This is a genomic window from Streptomyces pyxinicus (assembly GCF_024753135.1).
Lineage (GTDB): Bacteria > Actinomycetota > Actinomycetes > Streptomycetales > Streptomycetaceae > Streptomyces > Streptomyces pyxinicus.
The window spans coordinates 12630-33201 of the sequence record NZ_JANUGP010000039.1 but is presented as its reverse complement, the minus strand read 5'-3'; the positions used below and the strand labels follow the sequence as shown (position 1 = coordinate 33201).

16 protein-coding genes and 1 pseudogene are annotated in these 20572 nt (G+C 74.8%); 7 read left to right on the top strand and 10 right to left on the bottom strand.

The annotated features are described in order from the left end of the window. Nucleotides 1–17 precede the first annotated feature (17 nt). Nucleotides 18–554: a nucleoside deaminase gene (locus NX794_RS32375; protein ID WP_258783232.1), complete on the top strand. Its 537-nt coding sequence runs from the start codon at nucleotides 18–20 to the stop codon at nucleotides 552–554. A 59-nt stretch (nucleotides 555–613) separates the two neighbouring features. Here the strand turns inward: NX794_RS32375 and NX794_RS32370 are convergent, their stop codons facing one another. From NX794_RS32370 to NX794_RS32335, 8 genes and pseudogenes are all read right to left on the bottom strand, one after another. Further along, nucleotides 614–1066, bottom strand: a complete 453-nt coding sequence (locus NX794_RS32370; RefSeq protein WP_258783231.1) for a cupin domain-containing protein — start codon at nucleotides 1064–1066, stop codon at nucleotides 614–616. A gap of 79 nt (nucleotides 1067–1145) precedes the next feature. Then, entirely contained in the window at nucleotides 1146–2396 is a 1251-nt protein-coding gene (locus NX794_RS32365) for an MFS transporter (RefSeq protein WP_258783230.1), read from the bottom strand. Nucleotides 2397–2421: 25 nt separating this feature from the next. Then, the gene (locus NX794_RS32360; RefSeq protein WP_258783229.1) at nucleotides 2422–3678 is read right to left on the bottom strand and encodes an ATP-grasp domain-containing protein; all 1257 of its coding nucleotides are present in this window, start codon (nucleotides 3676–3678) and stop codon (nucleotides 2422–2424) included. Nucleotides 3679–3777: 99 nt separating this feature from the next. Then, nucleotides 3778–5061, bottom strand: a complete 1284-nt coding sequence (locus NX794_RS32355; protein WP_258783228.1) for an ATP-grasp domain-containing protein — start codon at nucleotides 5059–5061, stop codon at nucleotides 3778–3780. Then, complete coding sequence (locus NX794_RS32350) at nucleotides 5058–6071, bottom strand: PLP-dependent cysteine synthase family protein (RefSeq protein ID WP_258783251.1); 1014 nt, start codon at nucleotides 6069–6071, stop codon at nucleotides 5058–5060. The genes NX794_RS32355 and NX794_RS32350 overlap by 4 nt, the downstream gene beginning before the upstream one ends. Continuing rightward, nucleotides 6072–7307, bottom strand: a pseudogene (locus NX794_RS32345) (ATP-grasp domain-containing protein); the annotation flags it as partial. It abuts the gene before it with no gap. 101 nt (nucleotides 7308–7408) lie between these two features. After that, complete coding sequence (gene epsC / locus NX794_RS32340) at nucleotides 7409–8032, bottom strand: serine O-acetyltransferase EpsC (protein WP_258783227.1); 624 nt, start codon at nucleotides 8030–8032, stop codon at nucleotides 7409–7411. Between the two features lie 16 nt (nucleotides 8033–8048). Then, entirely contained in the window at nucleotides 8049–12137 is a 4089-nt protein-coding gene (locus NX794_RS32335; RefSeq protein WP_258783226.1) for an amino acid adenylation domain-containing protein, read from the bottom strand. A 926-nt stretch (nucleotides 12138–13063) separates the two neighbouring features. Between NX794_RS32335 and NX794_RS32330 the strand changes: the two genes are divergently transcribed. From NX794_RS32330 to NX794_RS32305, 6 genes are read left to right on the top strand one after another with little or no spacing between them, the layout of a single operon-like run. Continuing rightward, nucleotides 13064–14377: an NAD(P)/FAD-dependent oxidoreductase gene (locus NX794_RS32330; protein ID WP_258783225.1), complete on the top strand. Its 1314-nt coding sequence runs from the start codon at nucleotides 13064–13066 to the stop codon at nucleotides 14375–14377. Beyond that, entirely contained in the window at nucleotides 14374–15108 is a 735-nt protein-coding gene (locus NX794_RS32325) for a DUF1365 domain-containing protein (RefSeq protein WP_258783224.1), read from the top strand. The genes NX794_RS32330 and NX794_RS32325 overlap by 4 nt, the downstream gene beginning before the upstream one ends. Continuing rightward, entirely contained in the window at nucleotides 15105–16424 is a 1320-nt protein-coding gene (locus NX794_RS32320; protein WP_258783223.1) for an SAM-dependent methyltransferase, read from the top strand. Before NX794_RS32325 ends, NX794_RS32320 begins: the two co-directional genes overlap by 4 nt. After that, nucleotides 16421–17734: an SAM-dependent methyltransferase gene (locus NX794_RS32315; protein WP_258783222.1), complete on the top strand. Its 1314-nt coding sequence runs from the start codon at nucleotides 16421–16423 to the stop codon at nucleotides 17732–17734. The genes NX794_RS32320 and NX794_RS32315 overlap by 4 nt, the downstream gene beginning before the upstream one ends. Then, entirely contained in the window at nucleotides 17731–18579 is an 849-nt protein-coding gene (locus NX794_RS32310; RefSeq protein ID WP_258783221.1) for a DUF1295 domain-containing protein, read from the top strand. Before NX794_RS32315 ends, NX794_RS32310 begins: the two co-directional genes overlap by 4 nt. Further along, nucleotides 18576–19274: an alpha/beta hydrolase gene (locus NX794_RS32305; RefSeq protein WP_258783220.1), complete on the top strand. Its 699-nt coding sequence runs from the start codon at nucleotides 18576–18578 to the stop codon at nucleotides 19272–19274. Before NX794_RS32310 ends, NX794_RS32305 begins: the two co-directional genes overlap by 4 nt. Here NX794_RS32305 and NX794_RS32300 read toward each other — a convergent pair. After that, the gene (locus NX794_RS32300) at nucleotides 19244–20158 is read right to left on the bottom strand and encodes a YihY/virulence factor BrkB family protein (RefSeq protein ID WP_258783219.1); all 915 of its coding nucleotides are present in this window, start codon (nucleotides 20156–20158) and stop codon (nucleotides 19244–19246) included. The two genes, NX794_RS32305 and NX794_RS32300, sit on opposite strands and share 31 nt — an antisense overlap. Next, nucleotides 20148–20423, bottom strand: coding sequence for a hypothetical protein (locus tag NX794_RS32295; RefSeq protein WP_258783218.1), 276 nt, complete (start codon nucleotides 20421–20423; stop codon nucleotides 20148–20150). The genes NX794_RS32300 and NX794_RS32295 overlap by 11 nt, the downstream gene beginning before the upstream one ends. Nucleotides 20424–20572 lie beyond the last annotated feature (149 nt).

The following is a 20572-nucleotide window of genomic DNA, read 5'->3' as shown; positions in this document are numbered from 1 at the left end:
AGAGAGACGGAGCATCCGTGACCACCGACGATCGCCCGCCCGCCCCCGGCACCACCGTCACCGAAGCCGACCTGCCGTATCTGCGCCGTTGTGTCGAACTGGCCGCCGAGGCCGTGGCCGCCGGTGACTGGCCGTTCGGCTCGGTGCTCGTCGGCGTGGACGGCACGGTCCTCGCCGAGGACCGCAACCGCGAGTCCAGCACCGGGGACCCGACCCGGCACCCGGAGTTCGAACTCGCCCGCTGGGCCGCCCTCCACCTCGCGCCCGAGGAGCGTGCCTCGGCGACCGTGTACACCTCGGGCGAGCACTGCCCGATGTGCGCCGCCGCCCACGGCTGGGTCGGCCTCGGCCGCATCGTGTACGCCAGTTCCGCCCGGCAGGCCCGGGACTGGAAGGCCGAGTGGGGCGTGACCGCCACCTCGCCGCTCAGCCCCCTCACCGTCCAGGAGGTCGTCCCCGGTCTGCCGGTGGCCGGTCCGGTTCCCGAACTGGCCGAGCGGGTGAAGGGGTTGCAGTGGCGGTTCCGCAACCCGGAGGTCTCGGAGGCGGATTGACCGCGCGGAGGGCCCGGCGGCGCGCGAGACCGCGCCACCGGGCCACCCCGACCCACGGCTCAGACCATGAACTGGTCGTACTTCGCCATGTGTTCCTGCAACTCCTCCAGGGTGGGGTTGCGACCGCCCGCCGTCAGCCGGCCCAGGCCGCGGAAGTAGTCCTCGCGGTTGTAGATCGGATAGAACATGATCAGCAGGGTGGCGTCCTCGGTGCCCCGGTTGGTGAAGCCGTGCGGCTCCCCCTTCGGGACGTAGGCGAACGCGCCCGGCTCACCCACCACCTTGCGGTCCCCGATGGTGAACTCGATCTCGCCCTTCACGACGTAGAACATCTCGGTGGACTGCTTGTGGATGTGCGGGGCGGCACCCTTGGCCTCCGGAGCCATGTGGTGCTCGAAGAAGCCGAACTCGCCGTCGGAGTCGGGCGTGGTCAGCTTGAGGTACGTCCTCTTCGTGTCACGGATGTTGACGTACTCGCCCTCACCTGCGGGGACGTACAGCGGAACGGACATGGCTCTCCTTGGCTCTCCTGAGGGGCGACCGGATCGGTACGCGGTGGTCGGAAAAAGGGGGATCGAGTGGATCGAGTGGCTAGGTGGTCTCGGCGAGGCTCGGGTCCGGGTCCGGTCGCGCACGGTCGTCGGCGCGGGCCTGTGCCCACCTGCCGATGGCCGGGGCGGCCAGACCGCACAGGGCGAACAGCGCGGCCAGGACCACCCAGCCCGCGCTGCCCGTGGTGACGACCAGGCTGACCAGGACCGGAGCCGCGATCTGCTGCACGGCGACGCCCAGCCAGAACACCGAGAGGTAGACGCCCTCCTCGCCGGGCGCGGCCAGCAGATAGGAGCCGCCCCAGCCGCCGGCCGACTGGAACAGCTCGCCCCCGGTCAGCGCGACCATGGCCAGCACCAGCACGGCCACGGCCAGGGCGACCGGCAGCTTCGGCGCGGCCACCAGCAGCAGGCAGCACAGGGCGAGGGAGACACCGGCCCGCACCAGGGCCCGGGAGGCCCCGGCGATGGTGTCGGTGCCCCGGCTGGCCCGCACCTGGAGGGCGACGGCGAGGACGGTGTTGACCGCGACCAGCGGCGAGATCAGCGCCGAGGAGACGTCGGTGTGGCCGACGATCCACAGCGGGATGCCGATGCTCAGCAGGGTCATGTGCATCGTCAGGACCGCGTTGACACCGGTGAAGGACAGGAAGGAGCCGTCCTTGAGCACACTGGCCGAGAACCGCCGGCGCAGGCTCTTCGCGGGCGCGCTCAGCACCGGCAGCCGGGCGGCCAGCGTGGCGAGGACGGCGAACGAGGCCGCGTTCAGCAGCAGGATCACGCTGTAGCCGGCGCGGGTGTCGGCGAGCAGGCCGATGCCGCCGAGCAGGGCGCCGACGGTGAAGCCGACGTTGCGCAGGGACCGCAGGACCGCGACCACCCGCACCCGGTCGTCGGCCTGCGTCGCCTGCCCCACCAAGGCCTGCTCCATCGGCGCCGCCGCCTTGTCGACCAGGCCGAGCAGGCACACCACCGTCAGGAACTGCCACAGGTTCTGGACCAGCGGGTAGAGCACGAAGCACGCGCAGCGCCACAGGCTCACCCCGACCAGGACCTTCTTCGGGCCGATCCGGTCGGCGAGGACGCCGATCGGGATGGCCGTGCCCAGGGCGATGGCCGCGGACAGGGTCAGGCCGAGTCCCAGCCTGCCTTCGGAGAGGCCGACCGAGTGGGTGATGAACGGCACCGAGACCGCCAGGAAGGCGCCCGTGCCGACCGCGTCGATCATCGCCATCACGGCCAGCCGCAGACCGACCGAGCCCCCGGGCACGCGCTGCCACAGATGAGACATATGTTTCCTCAACTCGTCCCGCCGCTCAGCGGGTTGCGATGTGGACGGTGTGGTCCGCGGCCAGCACGTGCCGCAGTGCCGCCGCCGCGTCGGGGCCGGTCGCGATGGCGTGCCCGGCGCGGTCCCAGGAGGACGTCCACGGCCGTACCTCCTGGCCGGGCCCGACGTCCAGGGCCACGTCCCGCACCCCGGGCAGCGCCCGCGCCGCCGCCAGCCCGGCGATGTCCGTGACCGTGCCGGGCGCGGCGGCCAGGAACCGGATCGCCGCGCCCTGTTCCGGTGCGCGGGGCAGCGAGACGGGACGGCCGGCCAGCAGGTCGATGAGGGTCAGCCGGATCCGGGTGCCGTAGGCCAGGTCGATCAGGTCGATCAGATGGTCGCCGGGGCAGCGTCCGGCGCACTCGACCAGCGCCGGACCGGACTCGGTCAGGATCCACTCGGCGTGCAGGATGCCGGTGCCGAAGCCGATGGCGGCCACCAGCGCCCGGATCGCCGTACCGAAGGCCTCCTGAGGCCCGGAGTCCAGCGGGGCGGGCAGCAGGTGGCCGAGTTCGACCGGGTACGGCCCCGGGACCACCGTCTTGGCCGTGACGTTCTCGAAGACGACCTCGCCCTCGCGCACCAGGGCCTCGACGCTGTACTCGGGGCCGCGCAGCCGCTCCTCGGCGAGGAAGCGCCAGGTCAGCTCACGGTCGGGCACCTGTTCGTACTCGGCGGCCTCCGAGGTGCGCCGCCAGGCCTCGGCCGCGCCGCCGGCGTCCACCGCGTCCAGCAGCTGCACGCCGACGCTGGCCTGCCGGTTCGCCGGCTTGACCACCACCGGGCCGCCGGCGGCGAAGTCCAGGATGTCGCCGGGTCCGTGGATCTCGCGCCAGCGCGGGTTGCGGATCCCGGCCGCCGAGGTGACCTCGCGCAGCCGCACCTTGTCCCGCAGGGTCCGTGCGGCCGGCTCGCCGGCACCGGGCAGGCCCAGCTTCTCGGCCAGCGCGGCCGTCGCCGGCACCGCGTACTCCAGACCCGGCACCACGGCGGCCACCGGGCGGGCGGCCGTCAGCTCCGCCGCCAGGTCCAGGGCGCCGTCCGCCTGCTGGTAGGGCGCCGGGACGATCCGGTCCAGGCACCCGAACCGGTCGGCGGCGCCGTGCAGTTCGCGCTTGCGGATGATGTCGGGCTCCTCGACGACCACCACGGATCCGGCCGGGACGCGTCCGTCGATGGCGCGCAGATAGGCCGCGTTGTAGCCGACGAACACCACCTGCGCGTCGGCGGCGGGGCTGGTCATGGCGACCTCCGGGGTGCGGATGCGGTCCACTGCATGGGTCGGTGCCTTTCTTCGGGGTGGGGGGAAGGGGTGCCGCCGGTTCTCATACGCCGCCGGTCCTCATACGGGGCTCCCGGTACGGCCGTCCGCCCGCGCCGGGGTCCCGTCGACTACGGCCTCGACGGTGCCGAGCACCTGCTCGCAGCGGGCCAGCGCCTCCTCGTACGAGGCGCCGGAGACGATGACGTGCCCGTGCCGGCTCTTGGAGTCGCGGACCTCCGGGGCGGTGTCCCCCGGAGCCAGGCGCAGGCTCAGCTCGTCCACGTAGGCGAGGCGGCCGGCGCGTTCCAGGCCCCGGATCTCCTCGACGCGGCCGGGCGGGAAGGTGAAGAACCGGACGATCGCCGTCCCGGCCGGGGTGACCGGTGCGGCCGGTGCGCCCGCCAGGGCGTCGAAGATCGCCCGCTCGATGTCCAGGCCGGTGGCGAGCCGGATCAGCCGGGGTATCCGGTCGCCGCCGAGGCGGGCCTGCGACTCCACGACGCGCGGGCCGCGCGGGGTCCAGATGACCTCGGTGTGCGCGGGCCCGAACCGGTAGCCGCACGCCGTGAGGAACTCCGTGGTCAGCTCCTCCACCGCCCGTCTGCGGGCCTCGGGCAGCGGCGCCGGGTGGACGTGTCCGACCTCCACGAACAGCGGTGGCGGGCCGAGCAGTTTCGCGGTGATGCCGACCACCTGGTGGCGGCCGTCCCGGCTCAGGGTCTCCACGCTGTACTCGGGCCCGCGCAGGTACTCCTCGACCAGGAAGGGGCCGTCGTAGCCGTACCGCTCGACCAGCGCGGTCCAGGCGGCCAGGTCGGCCGGCTCGCGCCACAGGAACACCGCGCGGCTGCCGGCCAGCGCGGTCGGCTTGACCACGGCCGGCAACCCGATGCGCGCGACCGCGTCCGGCACCTCGCGCCGGGTCGCCGCCGCCTCGAACGCCACCGGGGACAGGCCCCGGCGGGCGAGCAGCTCCCGCATGGCGTGCTTGTCCGTGAGACACCGCACCGCCTCGGCCGGGTTCAGCCCGGCACCCAGCTCCTCGGCCACCTCGTGGGCGGCGACCATCGTCTCCTCCCGGCCGATGTGGTAGACCCACCCGGCCCGGTGCTCCCGCGCGGTCTCCCGGATCGTTTGCCGCAGCCCCTCCGCGTCCTCGAAGTCGGCGAGCACGAACAGATCGGCCGAGGCCCGTACGTCGTCCAGGTACTCCGGCGTCTCCAGCCGGGGGTCCCACACCGCCCCGACCCAGAACCCGGCGGCGCGCGCCTTGGCGACGAACTGCCGGTAGGGCATGACCATGAGGAGGCGGGGGCGGTCGTCGGCACCGGTGGGCGCGGGTGCCGGACCCTGCCCGGTCACCGGTCGCCCCCGCCACCCGCGCCCGCCGGCACCGGCTCCGGCTCCGCGCCCAGCAGGCTCAGGTACCGCTCGCCGCTGTCCGGGAGGAGGGTGACGACGCGCCGGCCGCGCAGGGCGGGGCGGGCGGCGACGGCGGTGGCGGCGTGGACGACGGCGCCGGCCGAGATGCCGACCGTCAGGCCGGTGTGGCGGGCGAGGCGCCGGGTGGTGTCGAGGGCGTCGGCGTCGGAGACCGCGATGACCTCGTCGATGAGGTCCCGGTCGGTCGTGGGCGCGATGAAGCCGCCGTTGAAGCCGGGGATGGCGTGCGTGCCGGGTTCGCCGCCGGAGAGCAGGGGCGAGCCGGCCGGTTCGACCGCGACGACGCGCAGGCCGGGGTGCCGCTCGCGCAGGTACCGGCCGGCTCCGCTCAGCGTGCCGCCGGTGCCGACGCCGCAGACGAACACGTCGATGCGCCCCTCGGCGTCGGACCACAGCTCCGGGCCGGTGGTCTCGTAGTGCGCGCGCGGGTTGTCCGGGTTGTCGTGCTGGCGGCAGAACCAGGAACCGGGGGTGAGCCGGTGCAGTTCCTCGGCGTGGTCGACGGCCGCCTGGTAGCCGCCCGTGTGCGCGGTCCGTACCACCTCCGCGCCCAGCGACCGCAGCACCGCCACCCGCTCCGGCGTCGCGTTGTCCGGCAGCACGATCACGCACCGGTAGCCGCGTGCCGCCGCCAGCGCGGCCAGCGAGATCCCGGTGTTGCCCGAGGTCGCCTCGATCACCGTGCCCGTGCCCGGTGTCAGCAGCCCCCGCTCCTCGGCGCCGCGCAGCATCGCCAGCGCCGCCCGGTCCTTGCTGCTGGACCAGGGGTTGAACAGCTCCAGCTTGGCCAGCACCTCGGCGCCGGCCGGGACGCCGCCCGGGACGCCGTCCGCGAGCAGCCCGGCCGGGAGCCGCAGCAGGGGCGTGCCGCCGATCAGGTCGGCCAGGGAGTCCGCGACCGGGCGCCGGGGGACCGGCTCGGTGCGGATGACGATCTCCTGCGCCGCGGCCTCGGCGGTACGTGCCGCGAGCTGCGCGCTCGCGGCCACCACCAGCACGTGCCCGGCCCGGTCGCCGTTGCGGCGCGGTTCCCGCAGCACCGCGCCCGGCTCCGGCTTGACGACGACCTCCTCGACGCCGGGCAGCGCGGCGGCCCGCGCCTGTCCGGCGACCGACACCACCCGGCCGGGCGGGGCGGTGAGGTAGCGGATCGCGGCGCCGCCGGCCGGCCGCTCGGGCAGCACCCGGGCGGGCAGCGGCCGGCCGAGGTACTGCCGGGCCACCAGTTCGAGCGACTTGATGCCGAGCGCCCGGTCCACCAGGTAGGTGATCTTGCCGCCGGCGGGGCGCGGGTTGATCTCGACGAGCTTCGGTCCGGACGCGGTCACCTTGATCTCGACGTGGGCCATGCCCAGGTCGAACCCGACCGCGCGCAGCGCCCGCACCGCCAGGTCGCCGCAGGCCCGCACCACCGGCTCGGGCAGCCCGGAGGGGAAGCTGTGGGCCAGCTCCACGAAGTAACCCTGGCCGGCGACCGACTTGTCGGTGACCCCGAACACCTCGTACCGGTCGCCGTCGGCCAGCACCTCGACGCTGACCTCGGGCCCGCTCAGATACTCCTCCACCATCAGCTCGTGGTACCGGGCCTGGCCCCGGGTGTTCTCGACCCGGGAGCGGATCAGCGCGACGTGCTCACCGGCCTCGGCCGCCGTGTCCACCAGCCGCACGTCGGCGCTGCTGGTCTCGTCGGCCGGCTTCACCACACAGGGCAGCCCGATCTCGGCGGCGGCGACGGCGGCCTCCTCGGGGGTCCGCACGGTGCGGAACTCCGGTATGGGCACGCCGAGTTCGGCGCAGCGGCGGCGCATCAGCGCCTTGTTCCGGGCGGTGGCGACCCCGTCGACGCTGACGGTCGGCAGTCCGAGGCGCACCGCGACCTCGGCGGCCACGACGACGTCGTACTCGGCCAGCGTCAGGAACGCGTCGAACGGGTGCTTCGCCCCGATCGCGTGCACCCGCGGAAGCAGTTCCGCCAGGATGTTGGTCTCACAGTGGACGATCTCGTCCACATAGGCGTCGAAGTAGGCCGGACCGCCCGGCACTTCCAGGTACCGGTCCAGGTCGCGGGTGAAGAAGGTGACCCGGCAGTCGAGTTCCTTGATGATCTGCAGGCCCTCGAAGCCGGAACCGGAGAGATTGCTCTCCAGGACACCGACGTGAATCATCTGTGCCTCCGATGGCGTACCGGCACGGAGCCGGGCGGGAATGCGGCGTACAGCGGCGGACAGGGGCAGAAGGCGGTGGACACCGGACCGGGACGCGGGCCTCACCAGCAGCCGGAGGTGGCCAGCGCGCGCAGCAACCGGCCCGCCTCCGCCCGCTCGACCGCCTCCCCCCGCTCGGCCACCGGCGGCGGGAGGACGACGGCGGCGACGGGCGCCAGCACCCGGGCCCCCGCGGGCACGTCGCCGACGACCAGGGAGCCGGCGCCGACCAGCGCGTCCGCGCCGACGGTGACCGGGCCCAGCACGGTCGCGCCCGCGCCGAGCACCGCCCGGTCGCCGACGACCGGGTGCCGGCGGGCACCGGCCGGGCGCCGCCCGTCCCGCCACCAGCCGACCGCGCCGAGCGTGACCTGGTGGTAGAGCGTGACGTCGTCGCCGACCTCGGCCGTCTCCCCGATGACCACGGCGGCCCCGTGGTCGATGAACACCCGCCGGCCCAGCCGGGCCCCCGGATGGATCTCGATCCCGGTCACCGACCGCGCCCAGTAGGCGAGCAGCTTGGCCGCCCTGCGGCGGCCCCGCCGGTACAGGGCGTGGGCCGCCCGGTGCGCCCACAGGGCGGGCAGCGCCGGGTGCAGCAGCGCCTCCCCGCGGCCGCGCACCGACGGGTCCCGCGCGACGATCACGGCGAGGTCCTCCCCCGCCCGGACGAACACCCTGTGCATGAGGTCTCCGCCCGGCTCAGTAGGTGGGGGCCTTGACGAGGTTCCCGGTGCCTTCGACGATCTCCGGTATGTAGACCCGTTCGTTCCACACGTCCCGCGCCACCGGCTCCAGGGCGATCGACACGGCGCCCGCGTCGACGGAGAACGCGGTGCGCACGGCGCTGGTGATCGCGTCGACCAGGGTGGAGATCTGGTCGGCGGCGAGGTTGTCCGGGAAATGCTTGATGCTGACGTGGGGCACTCCGATGACCTTTCCGGTGGGTCGGCGGGACCGTAGGGCGCCGACGAGTTCGTCCATTCCGTGCGCGCGCAGCAGTTGGTAGTGATCGGCGTCCAGCCGGTGCACCGTGGGCGGGTCGACCGTCAGGGCGTGGCCGGCGTCGAGGAAGGAGTCCTGGTCGCCGCGGGCGCGCAGCACCGTGACCGGCGCCCGGAGCCCGCGCTCGGACAGGTCCCCGGGGTCGTACTCGAAGCGGAAGGTGCGCCGCACCACCCCGGTGATCCGCCGCACCAGGTCCGGGTCCAGGTGCGCGAACCGGCTCAGGACGAACGCCGTGAAGGACTCCTCGTCCCGGGCCGCGGCCAGGCAGGCGGCCACCGCCGACGGCTCCAGGTTCCCGGCGAACACCGAGTAGAGGATCGACACGAAGGCGGGGTCGCCGAAGTCGGCCGTGGCACGGCCGTCCGCCTCCACCGGGGGCTTGCCCGGCGCGAGCAGCACCACCTCGTCCACCCGCTCGCCGGCCCGCTCCAGTCGGTGGGCGGCCGCGAAGGCGAGCCGCGCCCCGAAGGAGTAGCCCCACAGCGTGTACGGCCCGGACGGCTGGAGGCGCCGGATCAGTGCGAGGTCCGCCGCGACCATCTCCTCGAAGGCCGGGTACGGCACCTCGCCCGCGTTGACGCCGTACGCCTGCACCCCGACGAACGGCCGGCCCGGTTCGTCGAGCCGTCCGGCCAGCAGCCGCAGGCTCATCGGGTAGCCGCCGAGGCCGGGCCAGCAGAACACCGGCCGGCCGCCGTCCCCGGCGCGCAGCCGCACCAGCCGGGACAGCGCGGTCGTGGGCTCCCGGTCGACCCGGCGGGCCAGTTCGGCGATGGTCGGCGCGTCGAACAGCACCTGGAGCGGCAGGGCGGCGCCCAGTTCCCGGTTGATCCGGCCGACCAGGCTGACCGCCGTCAGCGAGTGCCCGCCGGCCGCGAAGAAGTCGTCGCGGATGGAGACCCGCTCCTGCCGCAGCACCTGCGCCCACAGCGCGGCGATCGCCTCCTCGGTGGGGGTGCGGGGCGCTACGACCGGTGTCTCGGCGTCGTCCACGGCGGCCCGGTCCAGCTCGCGCAGCGCCCGCTGGTCGACCTTGCCGTTCGGGGTCAGCGGGAACGCGTCCAGCACGGTGACCCGGTTGGGCACCATGTACGGCGGCAGCGTCTCGGCGAGGTTGTCCCGGACGATCTCCGCCGGGCCGCGCAGGTGCACGGAGTCCTCCCGCATGCCCTCGCTCCGCCACTGCTCGGCGCTGATCCGCCCGCCGACGGCGAAGTACGAGGCGGCGTCCGGTCCGTGGCCGGTGATCTCGGCGAGTCGCAGGGCGGCCGGCAGCGGGTTCCCGGTCTCGGAGCTGTACCCGGCCGACATCAGCCCGAGGTGCAGCCCGTTGAGCTGGAGGCGTTGCAGCTCCCGGCCGAGGTCGGCGTACCGCTGCCACGGCTCGGCGGCCCGCCCGACCAGGCCGACCCCGAACGCGGCGCGCTCGTACACCTCCTGGTTGATGGCGATGACGTCCCGCCGCCGCACCAACTCCTCCGACACGGGCACGAGGTCGCCGTCCCGGTACCGGTACTGTCCGCCGGGCAGCCCGGCGACCCGCCCGGGGTGGGCCTGCACGTACACCTCGACCGCGCTGCCCGCGTCCGGCGCGGCGGCGGCGCTCGCCACCTCGTAGGACCCCAGGTAGTAGTCCTCGTCGGGGCAGCGCAGCAGCTCCTTCACCCCGGGTACGGCGGCCAGCGCGCCGATCCGCAGCCCGAACCGGGGCAGCACGTGGTCGAAGAGGCCGACCAGGTGGCCCGCCTCGAAGCGCAGGACCTCCTCGATGTTGTTCCGGTAGACGGGCTCGATGGCGGAGCGCCGCCCGACGAGGTGCGCGCGCAGCCGGGGCGGCCCGGCCGGGGCCGGGGCGATGCGCTCCAGCCGGTGCAGCACCGGGTGGTAGTAGTGGAAGCCCGCGTCGAGCCCGGCGATCCCGGACAGCTCCAGGTACAGCTGCGTGGCGTACAGCGATCCCGGTGAGGCGTAGCCGTACTTCGGCAGCAGCCGCTCGGTGCTGTGGAACTGCCCGAAGTAACGCAGCAGGAAGCCCAGTTCGGCGAGGTCGAGGTCGCCGGGCTCGCGGGCCGGGTCCGTCGGGTCGGCGGTCCGGGGGGCGAGCAGGGCGAGGAGGTCGGCGCGGTCGACGCCGCCGCCGTCGTAGAACCGGTAGGTCTTGCGGCCGAACACCGTGCGCCGCTGCTCGGCGGTGGCGTCCCGGCCCGGCAGCCCGACCGCCGGGGGCCCCTCCTCCCGCCGCACCCCGAGATCGGCGAGCTGCGCCTTGAGCTGGAGTCTGCTCCGCTTGGACTGGTGGTGGGCGCCGTGGTTGCCCTGGTCCATCAACGCGGCCCGGCGCGGGTCGAGTTCGACGAAGGCGACCAGGTTGGCGCCGACCCGGGTGTCCTCCCGGACCAGGACGGCCGCCCGTTTCACCCAGTCGTGCCGCTCGATGGACACCTTGACCTCGTCCAGCTCGACCCGGAAGCCGCGCAGCTTGACCTGGCTGTCGGTGCGGCCGAGGAACTGCACGGTGCCGTCGTCGTTCCAGCGGGCCAGGTCACCGGTGCGGTAGAGGCGGGCGGAGTGCGGGTCGGCGGGGTCGGCGAACGGGTTGGGCGGGAACCGGCGGCCGGTCAGCTCCGGGTTGTTCCAGTAGCCGCGCGCCAACTGGGCTCCGCTGATGTGCAGTTCGCCCGCCTCACCGGGGGCGAGCGGCCGGCCGGCGGGGTCGAGGACGTGGAAGGCCAGCCCGGGTACCGGCCGCCCGATGGGCAGGTGGTCCGGGCCGTCCCGCACGGTGTTCCGGTCCACGGTGTGGGCGGAGGCGTTGATCGTGCACTCGCTCGGCCCGTACAGGTTGACCAGCGCGCAGTCCGGCAGCGCGTCCAGCAGCTCGATGGCCAGGGTCCGGGTGAGTGCCTCGCCGCCGCTGAAGACATGGGTGAGCGAGGTGCAGCCGGACAGCCGCCCGGTGTCCACGAGCGCCTGGAGCAGGGTCGGCACCCCCTGGAGGGTGGTGACGCCGTGCGCCTGGACGAGGCCGATGAGCCCCTCGGGGTCGGCGTATCCGCCCGGTTCGCTCATCACGACGGCGCTGCCGCAGGCCGGCGCCAGGATCTCCCACTGGGCCGCGTCGAAACTGAGCGGCGTCTTCTGGAGCACGGTCCGGCGGTGGTCCAGCCCCTGTTCCTCGGCGAGCCAGCGCAGCTGCCGGACGATGCTGTGCTGCTCGATGCCGATGCCCTTGGGGCTGCCGGTGCTGCCGGAGGTGTAGATGAGATAGGCCAGCGCGTCGGGGCGGGCCGGGACCGGGGACTGGGCAGGGGCCGGAGCCTGGGCCGGTGGCGCCGGGACGGACCGGTCGAAGGCCCCGGCCCCCTCCTCCCCGCCGTCCGGCGTGACGATGCGCGTCCCCGGGGGAGTGAGCGCGCGCAGCCGGGGGACCAGGGACGCGTGGGTGAGGACGATCCCGGTGCCGGAGTCCGCGATCATGTAGCGCACCCGCTCGTCCGGGTACTCCGGGGACAGCGGCAGATAGGCGGCGCCCGCGTGCAGGACGCCCCACACACTCGCCATGAGGTCGACGGACGGCTCCATGAAGATGCCGACGGCGACGTCCGCCGCCGCCCCCAGGCGCCGTAGCCGGCCGGCGAGGTGCTCGCTGCGGTCACCGAGCTGCTGGAACGTCAGCCGCTGGGTACCGCAGGAGACGGCGGTGCGGTCGGGCTGGGCGAGTATGGCCGCGCGCAGCATGTCGGACAGGGACAATTCCTCGGACCCCGAGAGTTTCGCCATCATCCTTCGAACCTTGAAGTCGTCATTTCTCGCGAACACCACCGGCGCCGCGCGCCACCCGGAAAAGGGCGTGCGTCATCGCGGCCGGTGAGGTGCTTCGGTACGGGTGAAGGCAGCGGGATTCACGCGGCGCCGGAAAACCGGAAAGACGGACCCTTTCCGGAGGAGACTTCTCGCGCGGTACCCGGTGTGACCGGCGTCAGGCCGTCTCGGTACATCGCCGACAGGGGAAGTGCGCTCGGCGAAGGAGTCGTACGGACATACCTTTCGAGCCCCCAATCATGCGGCGTTTCGTGCCGCCCCCGCTCCGTGACGGCGGGGCGGCACAGGCGAGAACAGGACAGCGGTCTGTGCGAGCACTCGGAAAGTACACGAGGGACATGGCCGAAGCGAGGCGGGTGAATAGGCTTTCCTGTCCCCTTCGTCCCGTTTACCGCCGGGAGACTCTCGGCCAGTCCCCGGTGGCCGAACCCTTGTGCGCTGCAAACCGGGAGAAATGATTCCGGGGGACCGGTACGGACGCGGCCGACCGACCGCGAAACCGCCCCCCGATCCGGCTGACCTGGTGCGTGTCCGGCGGTGCGCGGAAAAGGGACACCGCATTCCCCGGGGCGGCGCGAACCGGCCGCCGTCTGCTGTCGTGAATACCCGCACCGGCCGATCACACGGCCCGCCCGCCGATCACCTCCGGGTACGTCAAGAACTGTTCACGGAGCTGAAACGGAGAGCGCCCGCGGAGGAATTGCCACCGCTTGGGAGAACACCGTCCGAGGCGCGCGAGGAGGGGACGGAGCACCGTACGCCCCGGGCGCGCGGCCCGTGCGACTCCGGCGCGGATGCGACGGGACCGCGCCCCCGGCCAATCCGCCGCCCGCCCCCGCTCCGGATTACGCGCGCAGACCTGATCACGCGGCGCGCGAGGAGAGACGATGGAGCGGACGGCACGGGACGTCCCGTACGGGGCGGGGCACCCGGCCCCGTACAGGCGGCGGACGGCCGTGGTGGGGTCGGGGGTGGCGGGGCTGACCGCCGCGTACGTCCTGAGCCGGGGCGGGCACGTGACCCTGTACGAGGCCGACGGCCGGCTCGGCGGCCACGCCCACACCCACGAGCTGACCTCCCCCTCCGACGGCCGGGTGCACCGCGTCGACTCCGGGTTCATCGTGCACAACCGGCGCACCTACCCGCACCTGCTGCGGCTCTTCGACGAACTCGGTGTCACCACACAGGAGTCGGAGATGAGCATGTCGGTACGGTGCGAGGGCTGCGGCCTCGAATACGCGGGCGCCCGCGGCCCCGCCGGACTCCTCGCCCAGCCCCGCAACGCCCTGCGCGGCCCCTTCCTGCGGTTGCTCGCCGAGGTGCCCCGCTTCCACCGGGCGGCCCGGCGCCTGCTCGCCCGGGGCGGTCAAGGCGGCCTGACCCTGGGCGCGTTCCTGGACCGGGAGCGCTTCTCCCCCTACTTCCGCGCCCACTTCATGACCCCGCTGGTGTCGGCGGTGTGGTCCTGCGACGCCGGCACCGCACAGCGCTACCCGGCCGCCTACCTGTTCCGGTTCCTGGAGCACCACGGGATGCTGTCGGTCGGCGGCTCGCCGGTCTGGCGCACGGTGACCGGCGGGTCGCGCGCCTACGTCGACCGGATCGCCAAGCACATCGGCGAGGTGCGCACCGCCACCCCCGTGCGGGCGGTGCGCCGGCACGCCGGCGGAGCCGACGTCACGGCCGAGGACGGCACCACCGAGTCGTACGACGCCGTGGTGATCGCCGTCCACCCGGACCAGGCCCTGGCGCTGCTGGCCGACGCGAGCGAGCGGGAACGCGAGGTGCTGGGCGCGTTCCGCTACTCCCGCAACACCACCCTGCTGCACACCGACACCCGGCTGCTGCCGAGGTCCCGGGGCGCCCGCGCCTCCTGGAACTACCTCATGCCGGCGTGTGCGGCCGGCGCCGACCGGGTGCGGGTCAGCTACGACATGAACCGGCTCCAACGCCTGGACGCGGCCGAGTCGTTCGTGGTCACGCTCGGCGGGGAGGACCGGGTCGACCCCGGCCGGGTGCTGGCCCGCATGGTCTACGAACACCCCGTCTACACACCGGAGTCGGTGGCGGCTCAGCGCGCTCTGCCCCAACTGAACAGTGAGGTCTGCGCGTTCGCGGGTGCCTACCACGGCTGGGGTTTCCACGAGGACGGCTGCCGTTCCGGTGTCGAGGCCGCCGCCGCGCTGGGGGTGCGCTGGTGACCGCCGTACCCGCCCTCTACCCGTGCACGGTCGGGCACGTGCGCACCGCCCCCCGGCGCTACACCCTGCGGCACCGCACCTACCTGTGGCTCATCGATCCGGACCGGCCGCCCCGCCTGCCACGGCCGCTGCGGCCCCTCGCCCGCTTCGAGGCCCGCGACCACTTCACCGGGGAGCACCCCTCGATCCGGGCCGGCCTGGACGCCCTGCTCGCCGCGCACGGGATCTCCCTGGACGGCGGCCGGGTGCTGATGCTCGCCGCCGCCCGGGTCCTCGGGTACGTCTTCAACCCGCTCACCCTGTACTGGTGCCACGGCCCCGACGGCACCCTGCGCTGCGTGGTCGCCGAGGTGCACAACACCTACGGCGGCCGGCACTCCTACGTGCTGCGCCCGGACGCGGCCGGCACCGCCCGTACCGACAAGCGGTTCTACGTCTCGCCCTTCTTCCCGGTCGACGGCGCCTACCGCATGCGGCTGCCGCTCCCGGACCGGCGCCTCGACCTCACCATCCACCTGGACCGCCCCGGCGGCCGGGCCCTCACCGCGACGGTACGCGGCACCCGGCGCGCGGCGACCCCGGCGGCCCTGCTGCGGCTGGCCCTGCGCCACCCCTGGTCCACCCTCACCGTCTCGGCCGCCATCAGAGCCCACGGCATACGCCTCTACCTGCGGGGCCTGCCCGTCCAGCCGCGGCCCGCGCACCACCGCACCCCGGAGACCACCCCATGACGACGACCCGGCCCGCCACCACCCCCGACGCGCCCGCCACGCGCCCCGCCGTACCCGCTCCCCGCCCGGCCCCGGACGCCCCCGCCCCCACGCCCTGGCCCGACATCACCACCGTCCCCCGCTCCTCCCGGGCCCGCGGCGCCGTCACCGCCGCCCTGCTCCGACGCGCCCTGCGGGAGCTGCCGTTGCGGGTGCGGTTCGGCGACGGGGACGGGGACGGGGAGCCGGTCGGGCGGGGCGGCCCGGTACTGGAGGTGCGGGACCCGGACGCCTTCCACGCCCGGATCGGCACCGGCGGCCTGGTCGGGTTCGGCGAGTCGTACATGGCCGGCGAGTGGGACGCCCCCGACCTGGTCGGCGCGCTCACCGTGCTCGCCGCGCACGCCGCCGAGCTGGTGCCGGCCCCGCTGCAACGGCTGCGCGGCCTGTGGGCGCCGCGCCACCCGGGCGCCGAGCGCAACACCCCCGACGGCTCCCGCTCCAACATCAGCCGCCACTACGACCTGTCCAACGACCTGTTCGCCCTCTTCCTCGACGACACCCTCAGCTACTCCGCCGCCGTCTTCCGGGGCTTCCCGGCGACCTGGGACCTGCTCGCCGCCGCCCAGCGCCGCAAGGTCGACCGGCTGCTCGACCTGGCCGGGGTCGGCGCGGGCACCCGGCTGCTGGAGATCGGCACCGGCTGGGGCGAACTCGCCCTGCGGGCCGCCGACCGAGGCGCCCGGGTCACCTCGCTCACCCTCTCCCGGGAACAGCGCGCCCTGGCCTTGGAGCGGGTGCGCGCGGCGGGGCTGGCGGACCGGGTCTCGATCGAGCTGTGCGACTACCGCGAGGCACGCGGCACGTACGACGCCGTGGTGAGCGTGGAGATGATCGAGGCGGTCGGCGCGGAGTTCTGGCCGGTGTACTTCCGCACCCTGGACGACCGGCTGGCCCCCGGCGGCCGGGCCGCGCTCCAGGCCATCACCATGCCGCACGAGCGGATGCTCGCCACCCGGGACACCTTCACCTGGATCCACAAGTACGTGTTCCCCGGCGGCCTCATCCCCTCCACCCGGGCGATCGAGGAGACCGCCCGCGACCACACCCGGCTCCGCCCGGTCCGCCGGGACGGCTTCGGCGCCCACTACGCCGAGACCCTGCGCCTGTGGCGGGAGCGGTTCACCGCACGCGCCGACGACGTCGAGGCGCTCGGCTTCGACGCGACCTTCCGCCGCCTGTGGACCTTCTACCTCGCCTACTCCGAGGCCGGGTTCCGCTCCGGCTACCTCGACGTGCACCAGTACCTGTTCACCAAGGAGGACCCCGCCCGATGACCAGTGTCCAGCCCGCCCCCCGGACCGGCGCGGCCCACCGGCTCGCCGCCCTCGCCGCGGACGCGCTCGGCGGCCCGCTGCCCGTGCGGCTGCGCGCCTGGGACGGCAGCGAGACCGGCCCGGCCGGCGCCCCCGTGGTCGTGGTGCGGTCCCGGCGCGCCCTGCGCCGCCTGCTGTGGCAGCCCGGCGAACTGGGCCTGGCCCAGGCGTACGTGACCGGCGAACTCGACATCGAGGGCGACCTCGGCGACGGTCTGCGCACGATGTGGCGGGCCGCGCGGGAACGCGGCCGGCGCCCGCCCCGGCTCACGCCCGCCGACCGGGCCCGGGCGCTCGGCACCGCCGTACGCCTCGGTGTCGTGGGCCCGCCGCTCCCCGCCCCCGCCTCCCAGGCCCGGCTGCGCGGCGGCCTGCACAGCAGGGTCCGGGACCGGGCCGCGATCAGCCACCACTACGACCTGTCCAACGACTTCTACGCCCTGCTCCTCGACGACACGATGGCCTACTCGTGCGGCTACTGGGCGAGCGAGGAGCCCGACTTCACGTCGGCCGCCGCGCAGCGGGCCAAGCTGGAGCTGGTCTGCCGCAAGCTCGCCCTGCGGCCCGGCGCCCGGCTGCTGGACATCGGCTGCGGCTGGGGCTCGCTCACCCTGCACGCGGCCGAACGGCACGGCACGCTGGTCACCGCCGTCACGCTGGCCCGGGAGCAGGCGGCGTACGTCCGCGAGCAGGTCGCCGCCCGCGGCCTGACCGGGCGCGTGGACGTGGTCTGCCAGGACTACCGGGACATCGCGGGCGGCGGCTTCGACGCCGTCACGTCGATCGAGATGGGCGAGCACGTCGGCGACGCCGAGTACCCGGCGTTCGCCGCCGCCCTGCACCGGCTGGTCCGGCCGGGCGGCCGGGTGCTGGTGCAGCAGATGTCCCGGGGGCGCACCGCTCCCGGCGGGGGCCCCTTCATCGAGGCGTACATCGCCCCCGACATGCACATGCGCCCGCTCGGCGAGACGACGGGCCTGCTGGAGGCGGCCGGTCTGGAGGTCCGGCACACCGAGTCGCTGCGCGAGCACTACGTCCGTACGGTGGCCGCCTGGCACCGCACACTGGAGGCGCGCTGGGCGGAGTTCGTCCGGCTGGTCGGGGCGGAGACGGCCCGGGTGTGGCGGCTCTACCTGGTCGGCGGGGCCCTGGCCTTCGAGGAGGGACGCATGGGCGTCGACCAGATCCTGAGCGTCCGGCCCGGCCCGGAGGGCGCCAGCGGCATGCCGGCGACCACGCGCTCCTGGTACGACGGCCTGGAGAACGCGTGAACGGCTTCCAGTGGGGCGGCTTCCGGTGGGGCGGCTCTCCGTGGAGTGCGTTCCCGTGGGGTGCCTTCGCCGTGAACCTCGCCTGGGCCGCCGCCGCGGCGCTCGCGGTGCTGCTGGTGACCTTCGCCGTCGCGGTGCGCGCGGGCGTGCACCGGATCGTGGACGTCGCCTGGGGGATCGGCTTCACCGCCGTGGCCGCCGTGACCCTCGCGGCCTCCGCCGGGCACGGGGACCTCATCCGGCGGGTGCTGGTCACCGCGCTGACCGCGCTGTGGGGGCTGCGGCTCGCCGTCCACATCGCCCGCCGCGGCCGGGGCCACGGCGAGGACCCGCGCTACGAGGCGCTGCTCGCCAAGGCACCTGGCAACCGGAACGCGTACGCCCTGCGCGTGGTCTACCTGCTCCAGGGCGCCCTGGTCTGGCTGGTGTCCCTGCCGGTGCAGGCGGCGCAGTACGTGCCGGGGCCGCCGTCCCCGCTGCTCTGGTGCGGTACGGCACTGTGGGCGGCCGGCCTCGCCTTCGAGGCGGTCGGGGACGCCCAGCTCGCCCGGTTCAAGGCCGACCCGGCCAACCAGGGGCGGATCATGGACCGGGGCCTGTGGTCCTGGACCCGGCACCCGAACTACTTCGGCGACTTCTGCGTCTGGTGGGGCCTGTTCCTGCTCGCCTGCGACTCGCCCGCCGCGGCGGCCGTCTCCGTCGTGTCGCCGCTGGTGATGAGCCTGCTGCTGACCCGCGGCAGCGGGGCACGGCTGCTGGAACGCCACCTGGCCGACCGCCCCGGCTACGCCGACTACCAGGCCCGCACCAGCGGCTTCCTCCCCCGCCCGCCGAGGCGCCGATGACCGGCCCCGCGCCCTCGCCGCCCGGCGCCCTCGTGCCGCTGCTGGTCCCGCCGCGCCCGCGTGCCGCCGTACTGGTGCTGCACGGGGGCGCGGCGGACAGCACCGTCGCCGCCCGCCCCTGGCACCCGGCGGCCCTGCGCATGCGCCCCTTCCCGCGGGCGATCAGGTCCGCGCTGCCCGACGGGGACGTGCTGCTCGCCCGGGTGCGCTACCGCCTGCGCGGCTGGAACGGCACCCGCGCCGACCCGGTCCGGGACACCCTGGAGGCGCTGCGCCGCCTCACCGACCTGGCCGGACCCGTGCCCGTGGTGCTGGTCGGCCACTCCATGGGCGGCCGGGCCGCGCTGCACGCCGCGAGCCACCCGCGGGTGCGGGCCGTGGTGGCCCTGGCCCCCTGGTGGCCACCGGGCGAACCGGTACGTCAGCTGACGGGCCGTCAGGTGATCGCCCTGCACGGCGAACGGGACCGGATCACCGCGCCCGCCGACACGGCCGCCTGTGTGCGCCGGGCACGGCAGGCCGGGGCCCGCACGGCGATGGCGCTCGTCGGCACCGGCGACCACGCGATGCTGCGCCGCTCCGGCTTCTGGCACGACACCACCGCCGCCGTCGTCGCCCACCTCCTCGACCCCGGGCACCACCCGGACCCGCTGCCCGCGCGGTGCTACGGCGACGGCGCCTTCCCGGTGCTCTGACGCGCGGCCGTACCCCGCCTGCCGAGTTCCGCGGCGAACTGCGCGCCGGTGAGCAGCGCCAGGTTGGACAGCCACAGCCAGACGAGGAAGACGACGACGCCGGCGAGGGAGCCGTAGAGCCTGCTGTACGTGCTCAGGGTGGACGCGTAGAACGCGAACCCGGCGGAGACCGCGAGCCACAGCACGGCGGCCAGCACCCCGCCGGGCAGGCTGTGCCCGCGCCGGCGCGCCAGGTCGGGGCCGGTGTGGAAGACCACCACGACGAGCAGCGCCACCAGGCCCAGCAGCAGCGGCCAGCGCAGCACGTTCCACGCCCAGGCCGCGGTGGCGCCCAGACCGAGCAGTCGCCCGACGGCCTCGGCGAGCGGCCCGGTGAGCAGCAGCGCCAGGGACCCGGTCAGCAGCAGGGCGAGCAGCGCGAGGGCGGTCAGGACGATGCGGTGCGCCTTGCGCCAGGTCGAGCGCTGGTCCTCGACCCGGTGCATCCGGTGCAGGGCACGGCGGAAGACGGCCAGGTAGCTGGAGGCCGACCAGAGCGCGCTCGCCGTGCCGGCCACCAGCAGCGGCCACGCGCCGGTGTCGGCGCCCAGCGCCCGGGACAGCGCCGCGTGCAGGGCGGCGGCGGACTCGGCGGGCGCGTACGCGGTGACGTGGGTGACGAACTCCCGTGCCGTACCCGGGCTGATCAGGCCGAAGGACAGCACGGTGACCAGCATGGCGGGCAGCACGGCCAGGATCGCGTAGTACGTCAGGGCCGCCGCGTAGTCCGAGATGTCGTCGTCCCACAGGGACACCGGGGTGCGGCGCAGCGCCGGCCACCAGGCGGCGGGCGGCGCGGAGCGGGCGGCCGGACGGGCGCCGTCGGCGTAGGGGTCAGCGGACATGCGGCATCCGGTGCGGGACGGCGCCGATCGGCGGGCGGGTGTGCGTGGCGTGCGGTGCGGCCGACTCCGCCGGCCCCCACTGGTCCGGCGGTGGGCCGCCCGCCTGACTCGGCCGACTCGGCCGACTCGGCCACCAGGACGGCAGCCGGCGCCCGAGGGCCGTACCCCCGACGGTGAGCCCCGCGCCCACCGCGGGGTGTGCCGCCCCGAGGACGCCGAGGGCGACCCGGTTGACGACGGTACGGACGCTCCGAGGGTCCCGCATCACGTCTTCCCTTCCGTGCCGCCGCCGAGGGCGGGGGTGGTGACCGGCGCCGGCGGCTGCCGGACGGTCTCCGCGACGATTCTCACCCGCGGGCCGCGGGGCGGGGCGCGGTCCGCCGGCCGCCGGCGCGTCGCCGGCCGCGCCGCGAC